Annotated in this window: 23 protein-coding genes and 1 pseudogene; 11 read left to right on the forward strand and 13 right to left on the reverse strand. The window is 62.5% G+C overall.

The features are described from left to right. Positions 1–139: 139 nt before the first annotated feature. A pseudogene (locus tag AC1DLT_RS10600) lies at positions 140–532 on the forward strand (DUF1036 domain-containing protein); the annotation flags it as partial. Further along, entirely contained in the window at positions 532–1,971 is a 1,440-nt protein-coding gene (pyk, locus tag AC1DLT_RS10605) for a pyruvate kinase (protein WP_038545015.1), read from the forward strand. The pseudogene AC1DLT_RS10600 and the gene pyk, both read left to right, overlap by 1 nt. A gap of 71 nt (positions 1,972–2,042) precedes the next feature. Here the strand turns inward: pyk and AC1DLT_RS10610 are convergent, their stop codons facing one another. The 7 genes from AC1DLT_RS10610 to AC1DLT_RS10640 all read right to left on the reverse strand — a co-directional run bounded on the left by AC1DLT_RS10610 (position 2,043) and on the right by AC1DLT_RS10640 (position 6,669). After that, positions 2,043–2,777, reverse strand: a complete 735-nt coding sequence (locus AC1DLT_RS10610) for a hypothetical protein (RefSeq protein WP_477486708.1) — start codon at positions 2,775–2,777, stop codon at positions 2,043–2,045. Between the two features lie 74 nt (positions 2,778–2,851). Then, positions 2,852–3,892, reverse strand: a complete 1,041-nt coding sequence (locus tag AC1DLT_RS10615; protein ID WP_477486709.1) for an alpha/beta fold hydrolase — start codon at positions 3,890–3,892, stop codon at positions 2,852–2,854. 19 nt (positions 3,893–3,911) lie between these two features. Beyond that, a complete protein-coding gene (locus AC1DLT_RS10620; protein WP_038545008.1) occupies positions 3,912–4,532 on the reverse strand; it encodes a tetratricopeptide repeat protein in 621 nt (206 codons plus the stop codon). Between the two features lie 100 nt (positions 4,533–4,632). Further along, positions 4,633–4,758, reverse strand: a complete 126-nt coding sequence (gene ykgO / locus AC1DLT_RS10625) for a type B 50S ribosomal protein L36 (protein WP_007607121.1) — start codon at positions 4,756–4,758, stop codon at positions 4,633–4,635. A gap of 123 nt (positions 4,759–4,881) precedes the next feature. Continuing rightward, a complete protein-coding gene (locus AC1DLT_RS10630; protein WP_477486710.1) occupies positions 4,882–5,961 on the reverse strand; it encodes a 5-(carboxyamino)imidazole ribonucleotide synthase in 1,080 nt (359 codons plus the stop codon). Continuing rightward, a complete protein-coding gene (purE, locus tag AC1DLT_RS10635) occupies positions 5,958–6,455 on the reverse strand; it encodes a 5-(carboxyamino)imidazole ribonucleotide mutase (protein ID WP_007757842.1) in 498 nt (165 codons plus the stop codon). The genes AC1DLT_RS10630 and purE overlap by 4 nt, the downstream gene beginning before the upstream one ends. 10 nt (positions 6,456–6,465) lie before the next feature. Next, entirely contained in the window at positions 6,466–6,669 is a 204-nt protein-coding gene (locus AC1DLT_RS10640) for a YdcH family protein (protein WP_037077103.1), read from the reverse strand. Between the two features lie 230 nt (positions 6,670–6,899). Between AC1DLT_RS10640 and AC1DLT_RS10645 the strand changes: the two genes are divergently transcribed. Next, complete coding sequence (locus AC1DLT_RS10645; protein ID WP_038544999.1) at positions 6,900–7,076, forward strand: YdcH family protein; 177 nt, start codon at positions 6,900–6,902, stop codon at positions 7,074–7,076. Positions 7,077–7,228: 152 nt separating this feature from the next. On the opposite strand, the gene AC1DLT_RS10650 is transcribed toward AC1DLT_RS10645, so the two are convergent. Both AC1DLT_RS10650 and AC1DLT_RS10655 read right to left on the reverse strand, forming a co-directional pair. After that, positions 7,229–7,489, reverse strand: a complete 261-nt coding sequence (locus AC1DLT_RS10650; RefSeq protein WP_038544997.1) for an ArsR/SmtB family transcription factor — start codon at positions 7,487–7,489, stop codon at positions 7,229–7,231. Between the two features lie 114 nt (positions 7,490–7,603). Beyond that, entirely contained in the window at positions 7,604–8,374 is a 771-nt protein-coding gene (locus AC1DLT_RS10655; protein ID WP_477486711.1) for a sulfite exporter TauE/SafE family protein, read from the reverse strand. A 117-nt stretch (positions 8,375–8,491) separates the two neighbouring features. On the opposite strand from AC1DLT_RS10655, the gene AC1DLT_RS10660 reads away from it, so the two are divergent. Together AC1DLT_RS10660 and AC1DLT_RS10665 are read left to right on the forward strand one after the other, a co-directional pair. Continuing rightward, positions 8,492–9,145, forward strand: coding sequence for a thiamine phosphate synthase (locus AC1DLT_RS10660; protein ID WP_247036103.1), 654 nt, complete (start codon positions 8,492–8,494; stop codon positions 9,143–9,145). Further along, positions 9,145–10,290, forward strand: a complete 1,146-nt coding sequence (locus AC1DLT_RS10665; RefSeq protein ID WP_477483249.1) for a tetratricopeptide repeat protein — start codon at positions 9,145–9,147, stop codon at positions 10,288–10,290. Before AC1DLT_RS10660 ends, AC1DLT_RS10665 begins: the two co-directional genes overlap by 1 nt. A gap of 111 nt (positions 10,291–10,401) precedes the next feature. On the opposite strand, the gene AC1DLT_RS10670 is transcribed toward AC1DLT_RS10665, so the two are convergent. Then, positions 10,402–10,737 carry a hypothetical protein gene (locus tag AC1DLT_RS10670; RefSeq protein WP_477486712.1) on the reverse strand — a complete coding sequence of 112 codons (336 nt, stop codon included), beginning with the start codon at positions 10,735–10,737 and terminating at the stop codon, positions 10,402–10,404. Between the two features lie 198 nt (positions 10,738–10,935). On the opposite strand from AC1DLT_RS10670, the gene AC1DLT_RS10675 reads away from it, so the two are divergent. The 4 genes from AC1DLT_RS10675 (at position 10,936) to AC1DLT_RS10690 (ending at position 14,242) form a co-directional block, all read left to right on the forward strand. Further along, complete coding sequence (locus tag AC1DLT_RS10675; RefSeq protein WP_038544985.1) at positions 10,936–11,736, forward strand: inositol monophosphatase family protein; 801 nt, start codon at positions 10,936–10,938, stop codon at positions 11,734–11,736. Positions 11,737–11,872: 136 nt separating this feature from the next. Beyond that, positions 11,873–12,925, forward strand: coding sequence for a flagellar motor protein MotA (locus AC1DLT_RS10680; protein ID WP_247137427.1), 1,053 nt, complete (start codon positions 11,873–11,875; stop codon positions 12,923–12,925). Between the two features lie 3 nt (positions 12,926–12,928). After that, complete coding sequence (locus tag AC1DLT_RS10685) at positions 12,929–13,960, forward strand: peptidoglycan -binding protein (RefSeq protein ID WP_038544979.1); 1,032 nt, start codon at positions 12,929–12,931, stop codon at positions 13,958–13,960. A gap of 63 nt (positions 13,961–14,023) precedes the next feature. Next, positions 14,024–14,242, forward strand: a complete 219-nt coding sequence (locus AC1DLT_RS10690) for a hypothetical protein (RefSeq protein WP_477483095.1) — start codon at positions 14,024–14,026, stop codon at positions 14,240–14,242. On the opposite strand, the gene AC1DLT_RS10695 is transcribed toward AC1DLT_RS10690, so the two are convergent. Together AC1DLT_RS10695 and AC1DLT_RS10700 are read right to left on the reverse strand one after the other, a co-directional pair. Then, on the reverse strand, positions 14,239–15,510 hold the full coding sequence (locus AC1DLT_RS10695; RefSeq protein ID WP_477486713.1) for a glucoamylase family protein: 1,272 nt from the start codon (positions 15,508–15,510) through the stop codon (positions 14,239–14,241). The two genes, AC1DLT_RS10690 and AC1DLT_RS10695, sit on opposite strands and share 4 nt — an antisense overlap. Before the next feature lie 108 nt (positions 15,511–15,618). Next, positions 15,619–17,415, reverse strand: coding sequence for an ABC transporter transmembrane domain-containing protein (locus AC1DLT_RS10700; protein WP_477486714.1), 1,797 nt, complete (start codon positions 17,413–17,415; stop codon positions 15,619–15,621). A gap of 187 nt (positions 17,416–17,602) precedes the next feature. Here AC1DLT_RS10700 and rpmE point away from each other — a divergent pair, with 187 nt between their 5' ends. Both rpmE and AC1DLT_RS10710 read left to right on the forward strand, forming a co-directional pair. Next, on the forward strand, positions 17,603–17,824 hold the full coding sequence (gene rpmE, locus AC1DLT_RS10705) for a 50S ribosomal protein L31 (protein ID WP_007775493.1): 222 nt from the start codon (positions 17,603–17,605) through the stop codon (positions 17,822–17,824). Between the two features lie 84 nt (positions 17,825–17,908). Further along, positions 17,909–18,559, forward strand: coding sequence for a P-loop NTPase family protein (locus AC1DLT_RS10710; RefSeq protein ID WP_477486715.1), 651 nt, complete (start codon positions 17,909–17,911; stop codon positions 18,557–18,559). A 68-nt stretch (positions 18,560–18,627) separates the two neighbouring features. Here the strand turns inward: AC1DLT_RS10710 and rcdA are convergent, their stop codons facing one another. Then, positions 18,628–19,140, reverse strand: coding sequence for a protease adaptor protein RcdA (gene rcdA, locus AC1DLT_RS10715; protein ID WP_038544967.1), 513 nt, complete (start codon positions 19,138–19,140; stop codon positions 18,628–18,630). Positions 19,141–19,379: the final 239 nt, after the last annotated feature.

The following is a 19,379-nucleotide window of genomic DNA, read 5'->3' on the forward strand; positions in this document are numbered from 1 at the left end:
CGACTCCGCCGCGCGAAGAAAGTGCTTCACGAATAACCATGGAGTCCTGACGGAAACCGTGTCGAAAAAATCCCCAAAAGCTTATCTTCGCTCCCTCGTTTCCGCTCCGGCGCTTGCCGCCATGGTCGCCTCCGGTATTCCGCTTTTCGCGGCGACTGCCGCGCATGCGGATTTCCGCGTTTGCAACGCCACGCAGAACCTCGTTGGCGTGGCGATTGGCTACCGCGCCACCGAAGGCTGGACCACGGAAGGCTGGTGGCAGGTTCCGGCCTCCACCTGCGCAACGCTGATCGAAGGCGAACTGCAGTCGCGCTACTATTATCTTTATGCCGAGGATGCAGCTCGAGGAGGCCGATGGACCGGCAATGTGAACATGTGCGTCGCGGAGAACGAGTTCAAGATCGTCGGCGTCAACGATTGTTTTGCCCGTGGCTTCCAGCGCATGGGCTTCAAGGAATATGACACGGGCCGTCAGGGAAGTTGGATGGTCCAGCTTTCGGATACGCCTGGCACACAAGAAGGCCACAACTGATGAGGCGCAACCGCAAAGTAAAGATCCTCGCCACCCTCGGACCCGCTTCGTCCGAAGAGGAGATGATCCAGAAGCTGCACGAAGCGGGGGCCGATCTCTTCCGCATCAACATGAGCCATGCGAGCCACGACCTGATGCGCACGCTGATCAAGCGCATCCGATCCGTCGAAGAGCGCAGCGGCCGGCCGATCGGCATTCTCGCCGACCTTCAGGGGCCGAAGCTGCGCGTCGGCAAATTTGCGGCCGGTAAGGTAACGCTGACCCCCGGCCAGACCTTCACGCTCGACAGCCGTGACGAACCCGGCGACGAGACCCGCGTGTTCCTGCCGCATCCGGAAATTCTCGAATCTGTGAAAGTGGGCCATCGCCTGCTGATCGACGACGGCAAGCTGGCGCTGAAGGCCGAGAAGTCCGACGGCAAGAGCATCGTCTGCAAGGTCGTCGCCGGCACCAGCATTTCCGACCGCAAGGGCGTCAGCCTGCCCGATACCCTGCTCGGCGTCGGCGCGCTGACCGAAAAGGATCGCATCGACCTCGATGCGGTTCTGGCGACCGACGATGTCGACTGGGTGGCGCTTTCCTTCGTCCAGCGTCCCGACGACCTTGCCGAAGTGCGCAAGATCGCCCGCGGCCGTGTCGGCATCATGTCGAAGATCGAAAAGCCCCAGGCGCTGGAGCGCATCGACGAAATCATCGAGCTTTCCGATGCGGTGATGGTGGCGCGCGGCGATCTCGGCGTGGAAATGCCGATCGAAGCCGTTCCGGGCATCCAGAAGCAGCTGACCCGCTTGTGTCGGCGCGCCGGCAAGCCGGTCGTCGTCGCCACTCAGATGCTGGAATCGATGATCACCGCCCCGGTTCCGACCCGCGCCGAAGTGTCGGACGTGTCGATCGCCGTTTTCGAAGGCGCCGATGCGATCATGCTTTCCGCCGAATCGGCTTCCGGCCAGTATCCGGTCGAGGCGGTCTCGATGATGGCGTCGATCGCCAGCACGGTCGAGCAGGATCCGCTCTATCCGAGCATCATCTATGCCCAGCGTGCGACACCGGAAGCGACCGGCGCCGACGCCATTTCGCTGGCCGCCCGCCAGATCGCCGAAACCTTGAAGCTGGCGGCTATCGTCACCTACACCTCGTCGGGCACGACCGGCCTGCGCGCATCCCGCGAACGCCCGCAGGTGCCGATCATCGCGCTGTCGCCGATCGTCCAGACGGCACGGCGGCTTTCGGTCGGCTGGGGCATGCATTGCGTCGTCACCAGCGACGCGACCGATCTCGACGACATGGTCAACCGTGCCTGCCGGATCGTCGTGTCGGAAGGTTTCGGCAAGCCCGGCGACCGGATCATCATCTCGGCCGGCGTGCCGCTCGGCACGCCCGGAGCCACCAACATGCTGCGCATCGCCTATATCGGCTCGGACGGCCAGAGCGGCATCTGAGGCGCTAGGCCCGGACAAACGAAAACCGCCGGAGTGATCCCCGGCGGTTTTTTATTGCGCACTTCCATTGGTCAGATGGAGATGCCGACCGTTGGCAGCGCGGAGATGGTGCCGGTCAGCGTGTCGACCGAGGCGTCGAGGCTTCCGGTGCCGGGGACAGTGGCCGTGCTGTTCTGTTCGCGCAGCCTACGGGCGGCCTCCTCCAGAAGCGCCTTGATCTGCCGGGCCACCGTGCTGAATTCCATCGCGGTCTTGATGTCGTCGAGCGACAGTTTTGGCGCCTCCCGCGGCGTTTCGTCCATCTCGTCGAGATAGGCCTGCTCGGCGTACGATACCGGCTCGTCGCCCTCCGCCGACGCGTCGTCCGTCGTATCTGCGGCCGCAGCCTCCTCGCTCGCATCGAGCATAGGATCGGCCGTCTCTGCTCCGGACGGAGCATTGGCGGGAACGGAGGATGGGGTGCCGCTGCCGGCTCCGGTCAGGGCCTCGGTGAATTCGCGGGCAGCGCCGGCGACCATGACGCCGAGTTGGGCCGCCTGCTTGGCGACCACTTCCGGATCGAACCCCCAGCGCCGCATGAACTCGAGTTGCTGCTTGGCGTCGTCGAGCTTCTGTTTGGCGCGGGCCTTTGCCTGCTCTTCCGCCTCGTCCGTCGCCTTGTTCAGCGACGTCAGGCCATGGACGAGGCGATCGTAAGGCGCGTCCTTGGTGCTGGACGGATCGGACGATGCCGGTGCGGCGTTTGTCGCGCTATCCGGCTTCGCGGACCGTGCGGAATAGTCCCTGCCAATGCTGCCGATTTCCATCTCGTCTCTCCGATTCCGTTTACTCGGACGTTGGGACGGGCAGCTTGCTTGTGGCTGGCTTATCGGAGCCGGGCTCAGGTTTTTTCGATCGAGAGATCCATTTCAGGGGCCGAGTCCTCCGCTGCCGGCGCGATCCGTGCTTCCGCGATGCGGGCCGCGGCCTTCAGGTCGCGGGGGAGACCGGAAAGCTTTTCGATCGCGGCAATCACCACGTCGGTTGCCACGTAGTCGGGCTTATGACCGAGATTGCGGATCGAGACGAGTTCGGATCCGGCGATATCATCGGCAAGGCCCCGCGAGTGGATTTCCTCCGCAACGATCGCGTCGCTGTCGCCGGTAATGATCACCGTCGGCGCGGTGATCTCGCTGTATCTCGGCGCGACACGCGTCACGTAGCCGTTGAGATTGGCGACGTCGATGGCGTTGCTGCGGAACACTTTCGGACGCAGGACCAGATACGGCGCGCCGTCGCGAAGATAGGTCTCGGGGGAGGGGTTGGGGTGAAAGACCGAGCGCGTGGCGGTCTTCATCACCATGAGGCCTGCCGGCAGGGCGAGTAGATGGCTGAACAGCCGGCCGATGACCGGGCGGGCGGTGAGATTGTAGTACCAGTCGATCCGACCGGGCCAGGGATGGGTGGCAGGCGCCAGGAACAGCAGGCCGGCAGTCTTTTCCGGATGATAAAGGGCGAAGCTCGCGGCGATCGCACCGCCGAAGGAATGGCCCGATATGATCGCCTTGTCGATGCCGCGCTTTTCCATCAGCCTTGCGATCGCCGCCGCCTGGCCGTCCGGGAAACCGTTTTCAGGACCTCCGCGTTCGGAATAACCATGGCCCGGCCGGTCGACGAAGAGCATTTCGGCGCGGCCTTCGAGCGCCCCTCGGAAGGCCGCCTCCTGATCGCGGAAATTGCCGCTGGCGCCATGGATGAAGACGATCGCCGGCAAGTCGGCGCCTGCCGGTTTCGGCATATGCAGCGAGTTCATGGAAAAGCCGCCGACATCGATCAGTTCACCGGTGTTCGGGAACGCGATCTCGATCGCCTTCGCCTTCCAGGCGGTGAAGCAGAAAGCGGTGGCAACAATGCCGGCGATGGCAAGGGGCAAGATCATCATCGACGGGCTGCCGTAGGGCTCAGGTCCGGTTGCCGGCGAGCTTTTCGGAAAGCTTGGTGACCACTTCCTGGGCATCGCGGTCGGCGGGGTAGATGGCCAGATAATCCTGCCATGCCTTCAGCGCAAGCTCGTCCTTGCCAGCTTCCGTCAGGATACCGGCCATGCCGGCAAGCGCTCCGAAATGGCGCGGCTCGCGCTTCAGCACCTCGGCGATGTCGGCCATGGATTTGCGGGCGTCGCCCATCGTGTAATGCAATGTGGCGCGGCGGTTCCAGCCCTCGGCGAAGGCGGGATCGAGGACCGTCACCTGATCGAGGAAATCAAGTGCCGCGGCATTGCGCTTTTCCTTGATGGCGGTTGCAGACCACTGCATCAGCAGGTTGACGGTGGCGCTGCCCGAATCGTTCAAGTCGGCAATGATCTGGCTGGCGATACCGCGTGCCTTTTCCGGATTGCGTTCGCGCTTCAGGGCATCGAACAAAGCATCCACGGGCCGGCCCGGTTTCTGGGCGACGGCCGGAACGACGGGAGCGGCGGCAGGCGGGGCTGCGGGCGGCTTGGGTGTCGCGGTCTGAGCAAGAGCGGACGAAGCGGCAAGGCTCGCGGCGAGAATCAGGGTACTGAAACGAAAATAGCGCATGCGAATAACGTAATCCGCCTGCGCCGAAGGTCAAACCCGATTTGTCGTGTTACCGACAATTTGATCGGCTGCGGTCAAAGACCGGAACCGAACGCCGATATCAGCCCTGACGAGCCTTGAAGCGCGGGTTCATCTTGTTGATGATGTAAACGCGGCCCTTGCGGCGAACCAGACGGTTATCGCGGTGACGAGCCTTCAGCGCCTTAAGCGAGTTCTTGATCTTCATTTTCCTGGTCCAGCAGTCTGTGGGCGCGAAGCCGCATGTCTATCAATCAAAAGCGCGCCGCCAAGATTCTTCGAGGGGCGCGCTCTCAGTTGGGCGTGCAGATAACCCGAGCCAATCTGCATGTCAACCTTGTGACGACGTTTTCGGGCCCTTCAATTCGGTTACATGGCCCATTTTCCGGCCCGGTCGGGATTCCGTCTTGCCGTAGAGATGGACCAGAACCTCATCGCGGGAGAGCCAGGCGGGTACGTCCAGAATGTCGTCGCCGATGAGGTTGGTCATCACGCAGTCGGAATGGCGGACGGGGTTGCCGAGGGCCAGGCCTGCGACAGCACGGATATGCTGCTCGAACTGCGACACGACGCAGGCGGCTTCGGTCCAGTGGCCGGAATTGTGGACGCGCGGGGCGATCTCGTTGGCGATCAGCGTGCCATCCGCCATCACGAAGAACTCCATGCCGATGACGCCCACATAATCCAGCGCCGCGAGCAGCTTCTCGGCCGATTCGCGGGCGGTCTTCGCCGTCGCTTCGGTGATCGTGGCGGGCAGGGTGGAGGTGTGGAGAATGCCGTTGCGGTGGACGTTTTCGGCTGGATCGTAGCAGGCGACCGTGCCGTCCTTGGCGCGGGCGGCGATGATCGACACTTCGCGTTCGAAGGGCACGAAACTTTCCAGAATCAGTGGCACGCCGCCGAGCGCCTCATAGGCGCCGGCGGGTTTGTCCTCGGCGGAGCGGAAGACGCGCTGGCCCTTGCCGTCATAACCCATCCGGCGGGTCTTCAGGACGCCTTGGCCGCCGAAATCGGCGAGCGCCTTTTCGAGGTCGGACTGGCTGTCGACGGCATGGAATCGGGCGGTCTCGATGCCGCAGGAATTGAGAAAGCGCTTTTCGGTCAGCCGGTCCTGGGAGACGTCGAGCGCCTTGGCCGGCGGATAGACCGGCACCGAGCGCTGCAGCACCTCGGCGGCGGTGACCGGCACGTTCTCAAATTCGTAGGTGACGACGTCGCAGCGGCTGGCGAGTTCGGCGAGCGCTGCCGGATCGTCATAGGCGGCAGTGATCTGGGCGTTGGCGACCTGGGCTGCCGGGCAGTCGGCCTGCGGTTCGAGCACGATCGTGCGGAAGTTCAGCCGGGCCGCGGCCATGGCCAGCATGCGGCCGAGCTGGCCGCCGCCGATGATGCCGATCGTGTGGACAGTCATGGAGCCTCGTCGATTGGGTAGTCGGCAACCGCCGCACTCTGGCGGGCGCGCCATTCGTCGAGCCGGTCGGCGATCTCATCGTCGTTGAGCGCGAGAACCGCGGCTGCCAGCAGGGCGGCGTTAATGGCGCCGGCCCGGCCGATGGCAAGAGTACCGACCGGAATGCCTGCCGGCATCTGGACGATCGACAGCAGGCTGTCCTGGCCGGACAGCGCCTTCGACTGAACCGGCACGCCGAAAACCGGCAGCGGCGTCATGGCGGCGGTCATGCCGGGCAGGTGTGCCGCACCGCCGGCACCGGCGATGATGACCTGGAACCCTTCGGCGCGGGCGCCCTTAGCGAACTGCATCATCCGCTCCGGCGTGCGGTGCGCCGAGATGATACGGGCCTCGTAGCCGATATCGAGCGCTTCCAGCGTATCGGCGGCGTTCTTCATGGTTTCCCAGTCGGACTGGCTACCCATGATGATGGCGACGGCAGGTCTTTCAGACATGGCGGGACCCTTACGCGATAATGTCGGGAACAATCTGATCTTCGAGCTGAGTCATCTTGTCCTTCAGCGACAGTTTCTTCTTTTTCATGCGCTGCACGCGAAGAGCGTCGCAGCCGACCTGGATCATGGCATTGATGGCGGCGTCGTAATCCTCGTGTTCCTGTCGAAGTTTCGCGAGCACCAGCCGGACATCCGCCTGTTCCTGATCTGCCATATTCCAGTCCCCATTCTCACGCCCGGCATTTCAGCGGTCGCCGGCATTCTCCGCAAGCCTCTACCACCAAACCGCGTTAACGGGAAGTTAGACAAGGTCACGAATTTGCCTCCTTGAAACCATGATTTCACCTTCGACAAAGCCAGCCGATCGTGTCACACTTCCTTCGTAAACCTGAAGCCTCGGCATTAGGGAATGCCGTGGTAGGTACTAAGGAAGGAACATGCCACATGACCGTCCAGGCTCATATCGCATCGCTTGAAAAGAAGCATGGTGCTTTGGAGGAGGAGCTCCAGGCAATTCTCGCGTCACCCTCCGCCGACGACCGTGAAATAGCCGATCTCAAGCGGCGTAAGCTGCGCATCAAGGACCAAATGCAGCGCATAAAGGCATCCACGCGTCATTAGTTCCTCAGTAGGAGAACCCGCCGCTCGCCCATTGTTTCATCAGTTAGAGGCGCATAATGAAGGCGGCAAAATAATCCAGAAATATCAATGACAAGGTTCTGGTCGTGGTGCGGGGGACCACAAAATCCAAAAAGATTTAAAAGCCCCGGTCGTCACGACCAGAATTGATCGAGCCACAGGTTCAGCCTGTCGAAGCCCTTGCTATTGACGGAATAGATGCGCCGCGTGCCTTCCGCCGTCACATTCACCAAATTGCTGTCCAGAAGCGCCTTCAAGTGCTGCGACACCGCGGGCCGGCTGATTGGCAGGCCTTGCGCAAGTTCGTTTACGGTTTTCGGGGCGCGCCGCAATTCCTCCAGCAGATACCGCCGGTTAGGATCAGCTATGGCTGCAAAGGGGTCAACGGTTGTCATGCGTTGAACTTACGGTAAACGCCCGGTGACGGCAAGATTTATTGTGCATCGCAACAATATGGATTGCCTTATTTTGCGTTGCTTTTTTAGCGACGCCGCGCCTGCATTGCCGGGTCAGAACGGCAGGCCGTCCCACAGCAGTTTCAATCCCGCACAGAATGCCAGACCGTAAGTCATCGGATAGAAGGTCTCCGCCTTCAGATGCTTGACGATGGCCGCGCCGAGCATGGTCGCGATCAGGGCCACCGGCAGTAGCGTCGCGGATATGGTGAGGTTCTCCGCGTCGAGCGCGCCCAGCAGGAAATAAGGGATGACCTTGACCGCGTTGACGATCGCAAAAAAGCGGATGCTGGCGCCGGTGTAGGATTTCGGATCGAGCCGCATCGGCAGCACGTAGATCTGGAAAGGCGGTCCGCCGGCATGGGCGACGAAACTTGCGTAACCGGACAAGGCGCCCCAGAACGTGGCGGCGGCCGGGCGGTGCGGCAGGGGAGCCCTCGGCTGGTTGGAGCGAGGACCGTAGACCTGCCAGAAATAACGCACGGTAAACAGGAGCGTCGCCGCGGCGATGACGAGGCGCAGCGCATTGTCGGAGACATAGGCCGAGGTCGCCCAACCGAGCGCGATACCGATGATGCCGCCGGGCAGGATCATCAGCAGCGTTCTGGGATCGTTGAAGTTCCGCCAGGACCATAATGCGACGATATCCATGACGATCAGGATCGGCAGGAAGATCGCCGCCGCCTTGACCGGGTCCACGGCGAGCGACATCAGCGGCACACCGAGCAACCCGATGGCGCCGCCAATGCCTCCTTTCGAGAGGCCGACAAGCAGAACGGCGGGGATGGCGAAGGTGAAGAACGCGAAGCTAAGCGTATCGGGCATGAAGACTCAGGCGGGTGATGAGGGAATGGTTGATCCGGCAGGCGGTCCGGTCTATCGAATTTGCGGACAGAAAACGAGTGCGGATTTCATAAGTCGATCCGCCGAACGGGAAGAAACATGACCGGACAGGAAGACCGCTGCCGCCTGGTGCTGATCGTGCCGCAATATGACGATGCCGATCAGCAGGCCAAGGATCTCGAAGCAGCACTTGCCGGCGGCGACGTCGCCTCGGTGATCGTGCCGCAATATGGCCTCGACGACCAGGCGTTCCAGAAGCGCGCGGAGGCACTGGTCGAACTGATCCAGGCGGCGGGTGCTGCCGCGCTGATCTCCGGCGACAGCCGGGTGGCCGGGCGCATCAAGGCGGATGGCCTGCATCTTGGCGGAGACCTCACCGAGCTGGGAGAGGCGATCGAGAAATTCGTGCCGAAGATGATCGTTGGCACCGGCGGGGCGGGCGACCGGCATCAGGCGCTTGCGATCGGCGAACATCGTCCCGACTATATCTTCTTCGGCAAGCTCGACGGTGATATCAAGCCGGAAGCACATCCGAAAAACCTCGCGCTCGGCGAATGGTGGGCATCGATGATCGAGATTCCCTGCATCGTCATGGGCGGCACCGATACCTCCTCGGCGCTTGCCGTCGCGGAGACCGGTGCGGAGTTCGTGGCGCTCAGGGAAGCGGTATTTTCCAACCCCCAGGGCCCCGGCGCCGCGGTCGCCGAAGTCAACGCAATTCTGGACGAAAAAGCGCCACGGTTTGGGGCTTGATGGAGCCCATGCCGTCGAACCGCCTTTCCCGCGTGATTCTCAAAGGGCTGCTGGCGACGTTCATCGCTTCGGCGGCAATGCCTTGCCTTGCGCTGGCGCAGGCGAATTCCAGGGCCGTGACCCGGCCGGTGGAGCCCAATTTCCAGCCGATGAAAAAGGGTCGGGTCGAGATCCAGCCGGTTCCGGGCTCAGCAAAGGGAACCAAGGAGCCAGATGGCCAGCCGAGCGGGATCGTTCCCTCGGGCGGCGTCGAACTCTACCAGCGGATGGGCGCAGCCCTGCCGCCCGCGCCGCCTGAAAAAGCCTATACCGGTACCGTCGACGATGCCTACGGGGCCTACCAGCGCGGGTTATACCTGACGGCGCTCGACAAGGCGCTGACCCGGGCCGGGGCCGGCGATGCAGCGGCCCAAACCCTGGTCGCGGAGATGATGACCAAGGGGCTCGGCATCAAGCGGGATGCGAAGACAGCGGCATACTGGTATCAGAAGGCGGCGGAAGGCGGCGATCCAGCTGCGATGTTCCAGTATGCGCTGCTGCTGATGACCGGCCGGGATGTGCCACGCGACAAGCGGCAAGCCGACGATTTCATGCGCAAGGCGGCAGAGGCCGGCAATGCCTCGGCGCAGTTCAACTGGGCGCAGATCCTGGTTTCCGAAAATCCCGGCGACAAAGGCCTGCGTCTGGCACTGCCCTTCTACGAAAAATCCGCAAGGCAAGGCGTTGCCGATAGCCAATATGCTGTGGCGCAAGTCTATGTGGCGCTGAAGGACCTGCCGGCGGAAAAAAAAGCGCGGGCCCGCGAATGGCTGGAGCGTGCCGCAGATGCCGGTTTCGACACCGCGCAGCTCGACATGGGCCTCTGGATGGTCAACGGCATCGCTGGAGAGCGCAACTACGAAAAGGGTTTCGAATGGCTACGGATCGCGGCCCATCGCGGCAATGTCGTGGCCCAGAACAAGCTCGCCCATCTCTATATCAACGCGCTCGGCACCCGGCCCAATCCGGTCGAGGCGGCAAAATGGTACGTGCTGTCACGCCGCGCCGGCCTGCAGGACCCTGAGCTCGAAGATTTCTATCTCGGGATCAACGAGGAAACTCAGCGCCAGGCGATCGACGCAGCGAACAAGTTCCGGCGTGGGTGAGGCCTGCTCCGGCAAAGCCGGAGCAATCGATCCAGTGAATCGATTGCAGGGCCGAACGCGCTGAGCCAAAGCGAAGCGGCCGGGAGACGGTGCGGCAAATAGCCGGCCCGATCAATTCGCCGACAAAGCGTGGCCGACGATCATCGCGTGACCTCCCGCCAGTAGGGCAATCACGAAGATCCAGAGAGCGATATAAAGTACCGGCCTATCGGCAGCCCTGCGGTCGAAGCGTCGGGTCAGCGCAAAGATCGCGGTCGAGACGAGCGCGGCGGCCGGGATGATCGAGAGCGCGAAGGGGGCCGGTGCATAACGGTCGGGTGTGCCGTCGAGGCCGAAATGTACGGCAAGGTCTGCACCTGGCGTTATCGTGAACCAGGCTGCGAGCGATGCCGCGGCCATGGTGGCAAGCAGCGCGAGGCTCAAGGTCAGCGGCAGCGTAGCCTTCATCCTGCTTCCTCCGTGATACAGCCGGGACAAGATGGACCCAGTTTTGCAGACGTGGTCAATGGCGGCAATGCCCGCATTCCCGCAGACGACTTGAATTTCGCGCTGTTTTATGGTCTTGAAGCCGCCAATCAAAAAATCGCTCATAAAACGCCGTCCCGTCCAGACGACAAGTCGGGACAACCCCCAAGGATTTCCCGCATGGCCCGCTCCGCCCTTCTCAACGTCATGGTTCAGGCTGCCCTCAAGGCAGGCAAGTCGCTCTCCAGGGATTTCGGCGAGGTGCAGAACCTGCAGGTTTCGGTGAAGGGCCCCAGCGATTTCGTGTCCCAGGCGGATCTGAAGGCGGAAAAGATCGTCCGCGACGAGCTGCTGAAATCGCGTCCGACCTACGGTTTCCTCGGTGAGGAAAGCGAAGAGCTGAAGGGCACCGACGGCGCGCATCGCTGGATCGTCGATCCGCTCGACGGCACCACCAACTTCCTGCATGGCATTCCGCAGTTCGCAGTCTCCGTTGCGCTCGAGCGTAATGGTGAAGTGGTTGCCGGCGTCGTGTTCAACCCGGCGACGGACGAGCTGTTCACCGCCGAAAAGGGCGGCGGCGCCTTCATGAACGATCGCCGCATCCGCGTCGCTGCCCGCCGGGTGCTGTCCGACTGCGTGATCGGCTGCGGCATGCCGCATCTCGGCCGCGGCAATCACGGCAAGTTCCTCGTCGAACTGCGCCACGTCATGGGCGAAGTGGCCGGCATGCGCCGCTTCGGCGCGGCGGCTCTCGACCTTGCCTATGTTGCTGCTGGCAGGCTCGACGGCTTTTGGGAAACCGAGCTTTCGCCGTGGGACATGGCGGCCGGTCTGATCCTTATCCGCGAGGCCGGCGGGTTCGTCTCCGACATGAAGGGCACGACCGATATCTTCGGCAGCGGCAATGTCGTGGCAGGCAACGAGCTCATCCAGAAGGCGCTGATCGACGTCGTCAACCGGCCCGTTCCGACCCGCTGAGGCATTTTTGCGCCACCGCCCAGCTTAGCGCTGCAGTACTGAATAGCTGACTGTTTTCCTAAGCTTCTGCACTTCAATTCGTCGCATTTTTCAACTAGCCTCCGGGCCGGCAGACTACCGGAGGCGAAGGCTTATTATGGCGAATGCGACAGTGGACGATTTGGACGCGTCTGAAACGAACCGCGGCGGTTATGCCTATAAACTGTCCAATCCCGCATCGTTTTTATGGACGATGCTGATCTTCCTGATCATCGTCGGTTTCGTCGCGTCGATCCTCTACCGTCAGGCTGCGCATGCGTTTCAGACCAATCCGGGACTGAACGGCCTCATTCTCGGCGTTCTCCTGATCGGCGTGATCCTCGTCTTCAACCAGGTGATCGCCCTGATGCCGGAAGTGCGCTGGTTCAATTCCTTCCGCGCCGCCGGTAACGCCGACAAGGTCGGTCGCGAACCGCGCCTTCTGGCGCCGATGCGCACCCTGATCGGCAGCCGCCGCAGAATGGCGCTGTCCACCAATGCCTTCCGCTCGATCCTCGACACGATCGGCACGCGCCTCGACGAATCACGCGACACCTCGCGCTATCTCATCGGCCTGCTCGTTTTTCTCGGCCTTCTCGGCACGTTCTGGGGCCTCATCCAGACCATCGGCTCGATCAGCAACGTGATCGGGGCTCTCGACCCGAATTCCGGCAGTTCCAACGACGTGCTCGCCGCCATCAAGAGCGGCCTTGCCCAGCCTTTGGCCGGCATGGGCACGGCGTTTTCGTCCTCGCTGCTCGGCCTTTCCGGATCATTGATTCTGGGCTTCCTCGACCTGCAGGCCGGCCGCGCCCAGAATCGCTTCTACACGGAACTCGAAAACTGGCTGTCTTCGGTGACCGATCTCGGATCGGACATGCCGCCGGTCGTCGCCGAAACCCTCGCGAGCGGTTCCTCGGAAGATTTGAGGGCGCTGACGGAGCAGCTGCGTGCGCTCGCATCCGCCCAGACCAAGGGGCCTGTCGACGCCCATCAGAACGAGCGGTCGCTGTCGGCCATGGCCAATCTTGCCGAAGGCATCCAGGGCCTCGTCAAGAACATGCGCAACGAACAACAGATGCTGCGCGACTGGATCGAGGCGCAGCAGGAGGAATCAAAGGCCTTGCGCCGCACGCTCGATCGGCTTTCCGACAAGATCGGGGGGAAGTAAGCGATGGCGCTTGGCAAGAGCCGCCGCCGGGAGCGGGGCGTCGACTATTGGCCGGGTTTCGTGGATGCGCTGTCCACGCTGCTGCTCGCCATCATGTTCCTGCTCACCGTGTTCGTGCTTGCGCAGTTCCTGCTCAGCCGCGAAATCACCGGCCGCGACGAGGTCCTGAACCGGCTGAACAGCCAGATCGCCGAACTGACGGAACTGCTGGCGCTCGAAAAAGGCAATAACCAGGATGTCGAGGATCAGCTTGCCAACCTGCAGTCGTCGCTCGCCACCGCCGAGGCCGACCGCTCGCGCCTGCAGCAGCTTCTAAGCCAGGGCACCGGCAATAGCAGCGCCGCCAATGCCCGCATCGGCGACCTCACCAACCAGCTCAACCAGGAACAACAGTTGAGTGCCCGCGCCGCAAGCCAGGTCGAGCTGCTCAACCAGCAGATCGCGGCGCTGCGGGCCCAGATCGCGGCCGTCGAACAGGCACTGCAGGCCTCAGAGGCCAGAGACTCGTCGTCGCAGGCGCAGATCTCCGATCTCGGCCGGCGCCTCAACGTCGCGCTGGCGCAGCGCGTCCAGGAACTGAACCGCTACCGCTCGGATTTCTTCGGCCGGCTGCGGGAGATCCTGTCTGACCGCGAGAACATCCGTATCGTTGGAGACCGTTTCGTCTTCCAGTCGGAAGTGCTCTTTCCGGTCGGCGGCAACGAGCTCGATCCGGCCGGCCGGGTCGAGATGGACAAGCTTGCGGCGGCGCTGCTCGACCTTGCCAAGGAGATACCGGCCGAGATCAACTGGGTGCTGCGCGTCGACGGTCACACCGACAATTCGCCGCTTACCGGCACCGGCCGTTATCGCGACAACTGGGAGCTTTCCTCGGCCCGCGCCACGTCGGTGGTCAAATACCTGATCTCCAAGGGCGTGCCGGCCAACCGGCTCGTCGCCGCCGGCTTCGGCGAATTCCAGCCGCTCGCCCAGGGCGATACGCCGGACGCCCGCTCCCAGAACCGCCGCATCGAGCTGAAGCTCACCGAGCGGTAAGCCTGGCCATTTTCGTATTCATTGAAGGCCGCTAAATCCAGGCGGCGGGGAAGAACCCAAGGGATGGCCGAAGACAAGCCGGATATGAGCGTCCTTCTGAAGGAGGTCGCGGAAAGCCCGAAACGCGACAACAGCGTCTATCACAAGGCGATGGCCGAGGCGCGCCAGGCGTTCGAAGAGGCGGAGGCTGCTCTCGGCGGGCCGGTCGAGGTGCGGACCAAGACCAAGGTGAAGCGCAACGGCGACTACGTGGTGAAGTGGACGTTCAGGCGCCTGGACTAGGTATTTTCCGCCGCGATGGAATGGGTGGTCGACGTGAAGCCCAGCCGCTCCAGGCCGCGACGCACCTCGGGCGCGTTCATGAACAGGCGCCACAGCAGGCCGGATCGATAATTCTCGATCATCGCGATGATCGGGCCCTGGTCGATGGCAAGATATGTGCCGGCCACCCAGTCTGTCTTCGGCACGAAGGCGTCGACGAAGCCGAATGCGCCGAGCAGTTTGCCATCGCCATACCGAAGCAATGCGCGCATGGCGCTTTCTGCCTCGGCGGGCAAGAAGGGGAAGCTCGACAGGGCCGCGGTGGGGGCGATGACGCCGCGATCGTAGGTCGGCGAATGGGCGCCATACCCTTGCGGTCCGTCGGAGGCGCTGAGGCCCCAGACCCCGGCATCCGCATAATCGGGCACGGTCAGGCAATAGTCGTGGTTGATGCGCGTATGGGCCACGGCCTGGCTCTGGTAGTCGTTGCAATAGCGGTCGCTCAGGCCCCGCGGATCCAGCGCGCAGAACGAATAATGCGAGATGAAGAGCGGGCCGCCATAGGGCTCGCCAAGAGGAAGTTCCGTTCCGAGATAGGTCTCGCCGTTACGCATGGCGCCAGCCCGTGCCCAGCCCGCATGGTAACTCTGGGGCTTGATCGGATGGGTGTCGGAGCCGGCCGCCAGGACATAACAGGACAAGGCTTCGTTCCAGCCGCGGATCGGCAGGTTCATGGCCCATTCGTAGTTCGGGCTCCAGTGCCAGTAGAGGGCTTCATCCTTGCCGCGGGTGAACCAGCTCCATTCCACCTCGTCGAACAATCGCGTGATATCCGCCCGCAATTTCTCTTCCCGAGCGGTCCCACCGGCGAAATATTCCCGCGCGCAGATCAGGCCTTGCATCAGCAGCGTCGTTTCGACGAGGTCGCCGCCGTCGTCGCGTCCGGAGAAGCGGATGACGTCGTTCGTCAAGCCGTCGATGAAATGCGCGAATGCCCCGCGGAAAGTTGGGGAGTGCCTCAGATGATCGATGATGGTCGATATGCGCGCCAGTGCCTGCGAACGGGTGATCCACTGGCGTTCGCAGGCGACGATGATGGCAAGCACCCCAAAGCCGACGCCGCTGACCGATACGATGCCGGGAGAAGGCGCGCCCGAAACGAAGCACTTGTCGAACGGCAGCCCTGATTCGGGATGGGCACCATCCCAGAAGAAGCGAAAGGTTTGGGACTGTATCTTGTCGAGGCAATCGTCGAGGGTTGGGCTGGGCGGCAATTGACTGAAATTCATGATCTCAAGCTTCTGGCGGCAATGGTATCTGCGATACTAGCGGTTCTGCAGTAGGTAGGCACTCGGTGCGCCCGATTTAGACCAAGCGAAACACGTTGGCGTGAAGGATCAGAGCGCCGTGGCGCTCTGCCGTTCGATATCGTGGAACTGCAGCCGTGCAAGCTTGGCATAGAGGCCGCCCTCGGTGATCAGGCTTTGATGGGTGCCTTCTTCGACGATCCGCCCGTCTTCCAGCACGAGGATGCGGTCGGCTTTGAGAACTGTCGCCAGGCGATGCGCGATGACCAGCGTGGTGCGGTTCTCCATCAGCCCGTCGAGCGCCTTCTGGACCAGCGTTTCGCTTTCCGCATCGAGTGCCGAAGTCGCCTCGTCGAGCAGCAGGACCGGAGCGTCCTTGAGGATAGCGCGGGCGATGGCGATGCGCTGGCGCTGGCCGCCGGAAAGGGTGATGCCGCGCTCGCCGGCCATGGTGTCGTAGCCATTGTCGAGCCGCGAGATGAACTCATCTGCCTGGGCGGCTTTTGCCGCGGCGCGGACAGCCTCGCGGCTGGCATCCGGAGCGCTGAAGGCGATGTTATCGTGGATGGAGGCGGCGAAGATGGTCACGTCCTGGGGCACGATCGCGAGGCGGGAACGCAGTTCGGCGAGCCTTGCCTGGCGCAGGTCGATGCCGTCGAGCCTCACCGATCCGGCGGAGGGATCATAAAAGCGCAGCAGCAGCGAGAAGATCGTGCTCTTGCCGGCACCGGACGGCCCGACGATCGCCACCGTCTCGCCGGATTTCACCTTGAACGACAGGGAATTCAATGTGATGGCGCTGACGCGGGCGGGGTATGCGAAGGAGACCGTTTCGAACTCCACTTCACCGCGCGGCGGGGAGGGGAGTGCGACAGGGTTTTCGATATCGCGGATGGCCGGGACTTCCTGCAGCAGTTCGGTCAGCCGCTCGGCGGCGCCGCCAGCTGCGGAAAGCTCGCCCCAGACTTCGGAAAGCTGGCCGAGGGAACTTGCGGCAATCACCGAATAGAGCACGAATTGCCCGAGCGTGCCGGCGGTCATGGTGCCGGCCAGAACGCTCTGGGCGCCGTACCAGAGCACACCAACGATGCTGCCGAAAACAAGCAGAATGCCGAAGCCGGTCAAAAGCGCGCGGGCCTTGATGGCGGTGCGGGCGGCGTCATAGGCGCTTTCCACCGTGCCGCCGTACCGGCCGTTGGCGGTCGCCTCGCCGCCGAAAGCCTGTACGGTACGGGTCGCGCCGATCACTTCGGATGCGAAGGCGGAGGTCTGGGCAAGCGTGTCCTGGGCGGCGCGGGAGCGTTTTCTGACCGAGCGGCCGAAACCCACCAGCGGAAAGACGATCAGCGGGATGGCGCCGAGCACCAGCGCAGAGAGGCGCGGGCTGGTATAGATCATCATTCCCATCGCGCCGAGACAGAGGATGGTGTTGCGCAGAGCCTGCGAGGCCGAGGAGCCGAAGGCGGACTTGATCTGGGTCGTGTCGGCGGTCAGCCGCGAGACGATCTCGCCGGACTGGTTGACGTCGAAGAAGGAGGGCGACAGCGACGTCACATGCGAGAAGACCTCGCGGCGCAGGTCGGCGACGACCCGTTCGCCTATCGTGATGACGTAATAGTAGCGCATGGCGCTTGCGACGGCGAGGAGGGCCGCCAAGGCCAGTAGCATTCCGAAATAGTTGTTGATGAAATGGCCGTCGGACGAGGCAAAACCGTGGTCGACCATGCGGCGCACGGCGAGCGGCAGAGCGAGCGTGGTTGCGGCGGCGAGCGCCAGGAAAACGATTGCCGCGGCGACCATCGAACGATACCGGGCAAGATAGGGAAGGAGCCTTGCGAGCGGTCTTAAGGCTTTGCCTCTCGGCTGGTTTTCTCGGGCGTCTGCCACGTCATCTCCATAGGCTCGAAAGGCTCATTTCTCGGCCTTGCGGGTACTTGTACTTCCGGCGACCTTCCTGTATAGGCTCCGCATCGAATTGGGAAGCCGTGACCAGACCGGTCTGCGGCTTCATTTATTAAAGAGGCCTCTCGCTCGCAATTGCGACAAATGGACCTCGCAGAGCAGGAATATCGACATGAAGGCTGGCATCCATCCGCAGTATCACGTGATCAAAGTGGTCATGACCGACGGCACCGAGTACGAAACCCGCTCTACCTGGGGTTCGGAAGGCGCAACCATGAACCTGGAAATCGACCCCAAGTCCCATCCGGCTTGGACCGGCGGCAATCAGCAGATGCTGGACCGCGGCGGCCGCGTTTCCAAGTTCAACAAGCGTTTCGGCGGCCTCGGCCTCTAATACGCTTCTTGACGGAAGAGTTTCGAAGAGCCTGGCGGAAGCCGGGCTTTTTTCGTTAGCGGTGTTCTGGCGGGGGAGGAGCCGTTGCAAGAGCAATCCGATATTCCGGCCGCATCCCGGCGGATCGTGATCATGGGGAATGGCGGGTCCGGCAAGACTTGGCTGGCACTAAGGCTGGCAGAGTCGCTTAGCCTGTCGCTCGTTCACCTCGACGACGTGCATTGGGAGCCGGGTCGCTACGGAATTGCGCGCGACCGGGCCGTCGTGCACGAGGATGTCCGGTCGATCGCAGCGGGTGAAGCCTGGCTGATCGAAGGCGTCTACGGCCTCTACGTCGGCATCGCCCTGCCGAGGACAACGACGTTGATCTGGCTTGATCTGAGTGAAGACGAGTGCGTGGCGAATATCATGCGCCGCGGCATCCAGGGCGGCGAGAGCCAGGGGTCATTCGACGGGCTGGTCAAATGGGTGTCGGAATACAGGCTTCGAAAGAACAATTGGAACTCGTTCGATGCTCACCTGAAGCTTTATGAAAGCTTCTTGGGCCAGAAGGCGCGGCTGACGAGCCGGGACGAGATCGATGCCTATGCGGAGAGCCTTCTGCCGATGCCAACCGATAAACATGATTGGCTGAAAGCGGCGGCACAGCGGAGCCACCTCACGGCCGATGCGCTCGATGCCGTCATCGAGGCAGTGGAGCGTGCCGAGATGGACCCGAACATTCGAAGGCGTTGACAGAAATGAAAAGGGCCCACGCTTGGCGTCGGCCCTTCGTTTGATCCTATCAAATAGCGCTACGGCAATCAGTTGCCGAAGGCGGTGCGCAGCAGGCTGAGCTGGGCGCGGACGCTGTTTTCGTTGTCCGGCAGGACGGCCGGGTCGGCCGGGCGATAGATCTCGCGATCGAGAATGGCGACCCGGTTCTGGAGGCGCAGCGAACGCTCGACGAGGTCGCGGAAACCTTCCGGCAGGTCGAGCCAGCCCGGAGCATTGCGGTCGACGTTGAAGCCGTCGAGGCGGACCTTGCTCTTTTCCGACATGACCTGCTCGCGGCTCATCTCGCCATTGTTGACGGCGCGTTGCAGAAGCAGCCAGGAGGCCATCTGCATGAGGCGGGTGGTCAGCCGCATGGATTCGGCTGCGTAAAGAACCGATGCCATGCGCGGCAGAACCTTCGACGCGGCGCGTCCCGTCCCGTCAAGGTAGCTCGCGGTCTCCTCGACCAGCGACATACCTTCGGAGTAGAGCGCCTTGAACTGCGAAGACGCAGCGGCACGGCCTGCAAAACTTACGGTATTCAATCCCTGTTCGGACATCGAAATCATCCTGCTCAACGCAATCACATTCAGGCAATGACAACGGCGGATAAAAGTTCCCATGCCGTTCTGACTGATCTGAACATGATACTTATAATGGAAATCCGCAAGGCGTTTCTTAAGGAAAGGTTAATACCCACAAGAAGTGGTAAACAGCCGCCATGTTCCTGAAATGAGACGCATTTTGGCGTCCAATACAACAGTTTGTTTCTGTGGGAAAGCCGGTTGAAACCCTTGCC

The organism is Neorhizobium sp. 05N33, assembly GCF_056397445.1.

Bases quoted from the DNA above. Each gene is read 5' to 3' on its own strand.
- AC1DLT_RS10620 (WP_038545008.1), bottom strand. From the start codon at position 4,532: ATGCGCTATTTTCGTTTCAGTACCCTGATTCTCGCCGCGAGCCTTGCC.
- AC1DLT_RS10650 (WP_038544997.1), bottom strand. From the start codon at position 7,489: ATGACAACCGTTGACCCCTTTGCAGCCATAGCTGATCCTAACCGGCGG.
- AC1DLT_RS10680 (WP_247137427.1), top strand. From the start codon at position 11,873: ATGGCGAATGCGACAGTGGACGATTTGGACGCGTCTGAAACGAACCGC.
- AC1DLT_RS10630 (WP_477486710.1), bottom strand. From the start codon at position 5,961: ATGACTGTCCACACGATCGGCATCATCGGCGGCGGCCAGCTCGGCCGC.
- AC1DLT_RS10695 (WP_477486713.1), bottom strand. From the start codon at position 15,510: ATGAATTTCAGTCAATTGCCGCCCAGCCCAACCCTCGACGATTGCCTC.
- AC1DLT_RS10615 (WP_477486709.1), bottom strand. From the start codon at position 3,892: ATGATGATCTTGCCCCTTGCCATCGCCGGCATTGTTGCCACCGCTTTC.
- rcdA (WP_038544967.1), bottom strand. From the start codon at position 19,140: ATGTCCGAACAGGGATTGAATACCGTAAGTTTTGCAGGCCGTGCCGCT.
- ykgO (WP_007607121.1), bottom strand. From the start codon at position 4,758: ATGAAGATCAAGAACTCGCTTAAGGCGCTGAAGGCTCGTCACCGCGAT.
- pyk (WP_038545015.1), top strand. From the start codon at position 532: ATGAGGCGCAACCGCAAAGTAAAGATCCTCGCCACCCTCGGACCCGCT.
- AC1DLT_RS10670 (WP_477486712.1), bottom strand. From the start codon at position 10,737: ATGAAGGCTACGCTGCCGCTGACCTTGAGCCTCGCGCTGCTTGCCACC.
- AC1DLT_RS10645 (WP_038544999.1), top strand. From the start codon at position 6,900: ATGACCGTCCAGGCTCATATCGCATCGCTTGAAAAGAAGCATGGTGCT.
- rpmE (WP_007775493.1), top strand. From the start codon at position 17,603: ATGAAGGCTGGCATCCATCCGCAGTATCACGTGATCAAAGTGGTCATG.
- purE (WP_007757842.1), bottom strand. From the start codon at position 6,455: ATGTCTGAAAGACCTGCCGTCGCCATCATCATGGGTAGCCAGTCCGAC.
- AC1DLT_RS10655 (WP_477486711.1), bottom strand. From the start codon at position 8,374: ATGCCCGATACGCTTAGCTTCGCGTTCTTCACCTTCGCCATCCCCGCC.
- AC1DLT_RS10685 (WP_038544979.1), top strand. From the start codon at position 12,929: ATGGCGCTTGGCAAGAGCCGCCGCCGGGAGCGGGGCGTCGACTATTGG.
- AC1DLT_RS10665 (WP_477483249.1), top strand. From the start codon at position 9,145: ATGGAGCCCATGCCGTCGAACCGCCTTTCCCGCGTGATTCTCAAAGGG.
- AC1DLT_RS10640 (WP_037077103.1), bottom strand. From the start codon at position 6,669: ATGGCAGATCAGGAACAGGCGGATGTCCGGCTGGTGCTCGCGAAACTT.
- AC1DLT_RS10690 (WP_477483095.1), top strand. From the start codon at position 14,024: ATGGCCGAAGACAAGCCGGATATGAGCGTCCTTCTGAAGGAGGTCGCG.
- AC1DLT_RS10675 (WP_038544985.1), top strand. From the start codon at position 10,936: ATGGCCCGCTCCGCCCTTCTCAACGTCATGGTTCAGGCTGCCCTCAAG.
- AC1DLT_RS10660 (WP_247036103.1), top strand. From the start codon at position 8,492: ATGACCGGACAGGAAGACCGCTGCCGCCTGGTGCTGATCGTGCCGCAA.
- AC1DLT_RS10610 (WP_477486708.1), bottom strand. From the start codon at position 2,777: ATGGAAATCGGCAGCATTGGCAGGGACTATTCCGCACGGTCCGCGAAG.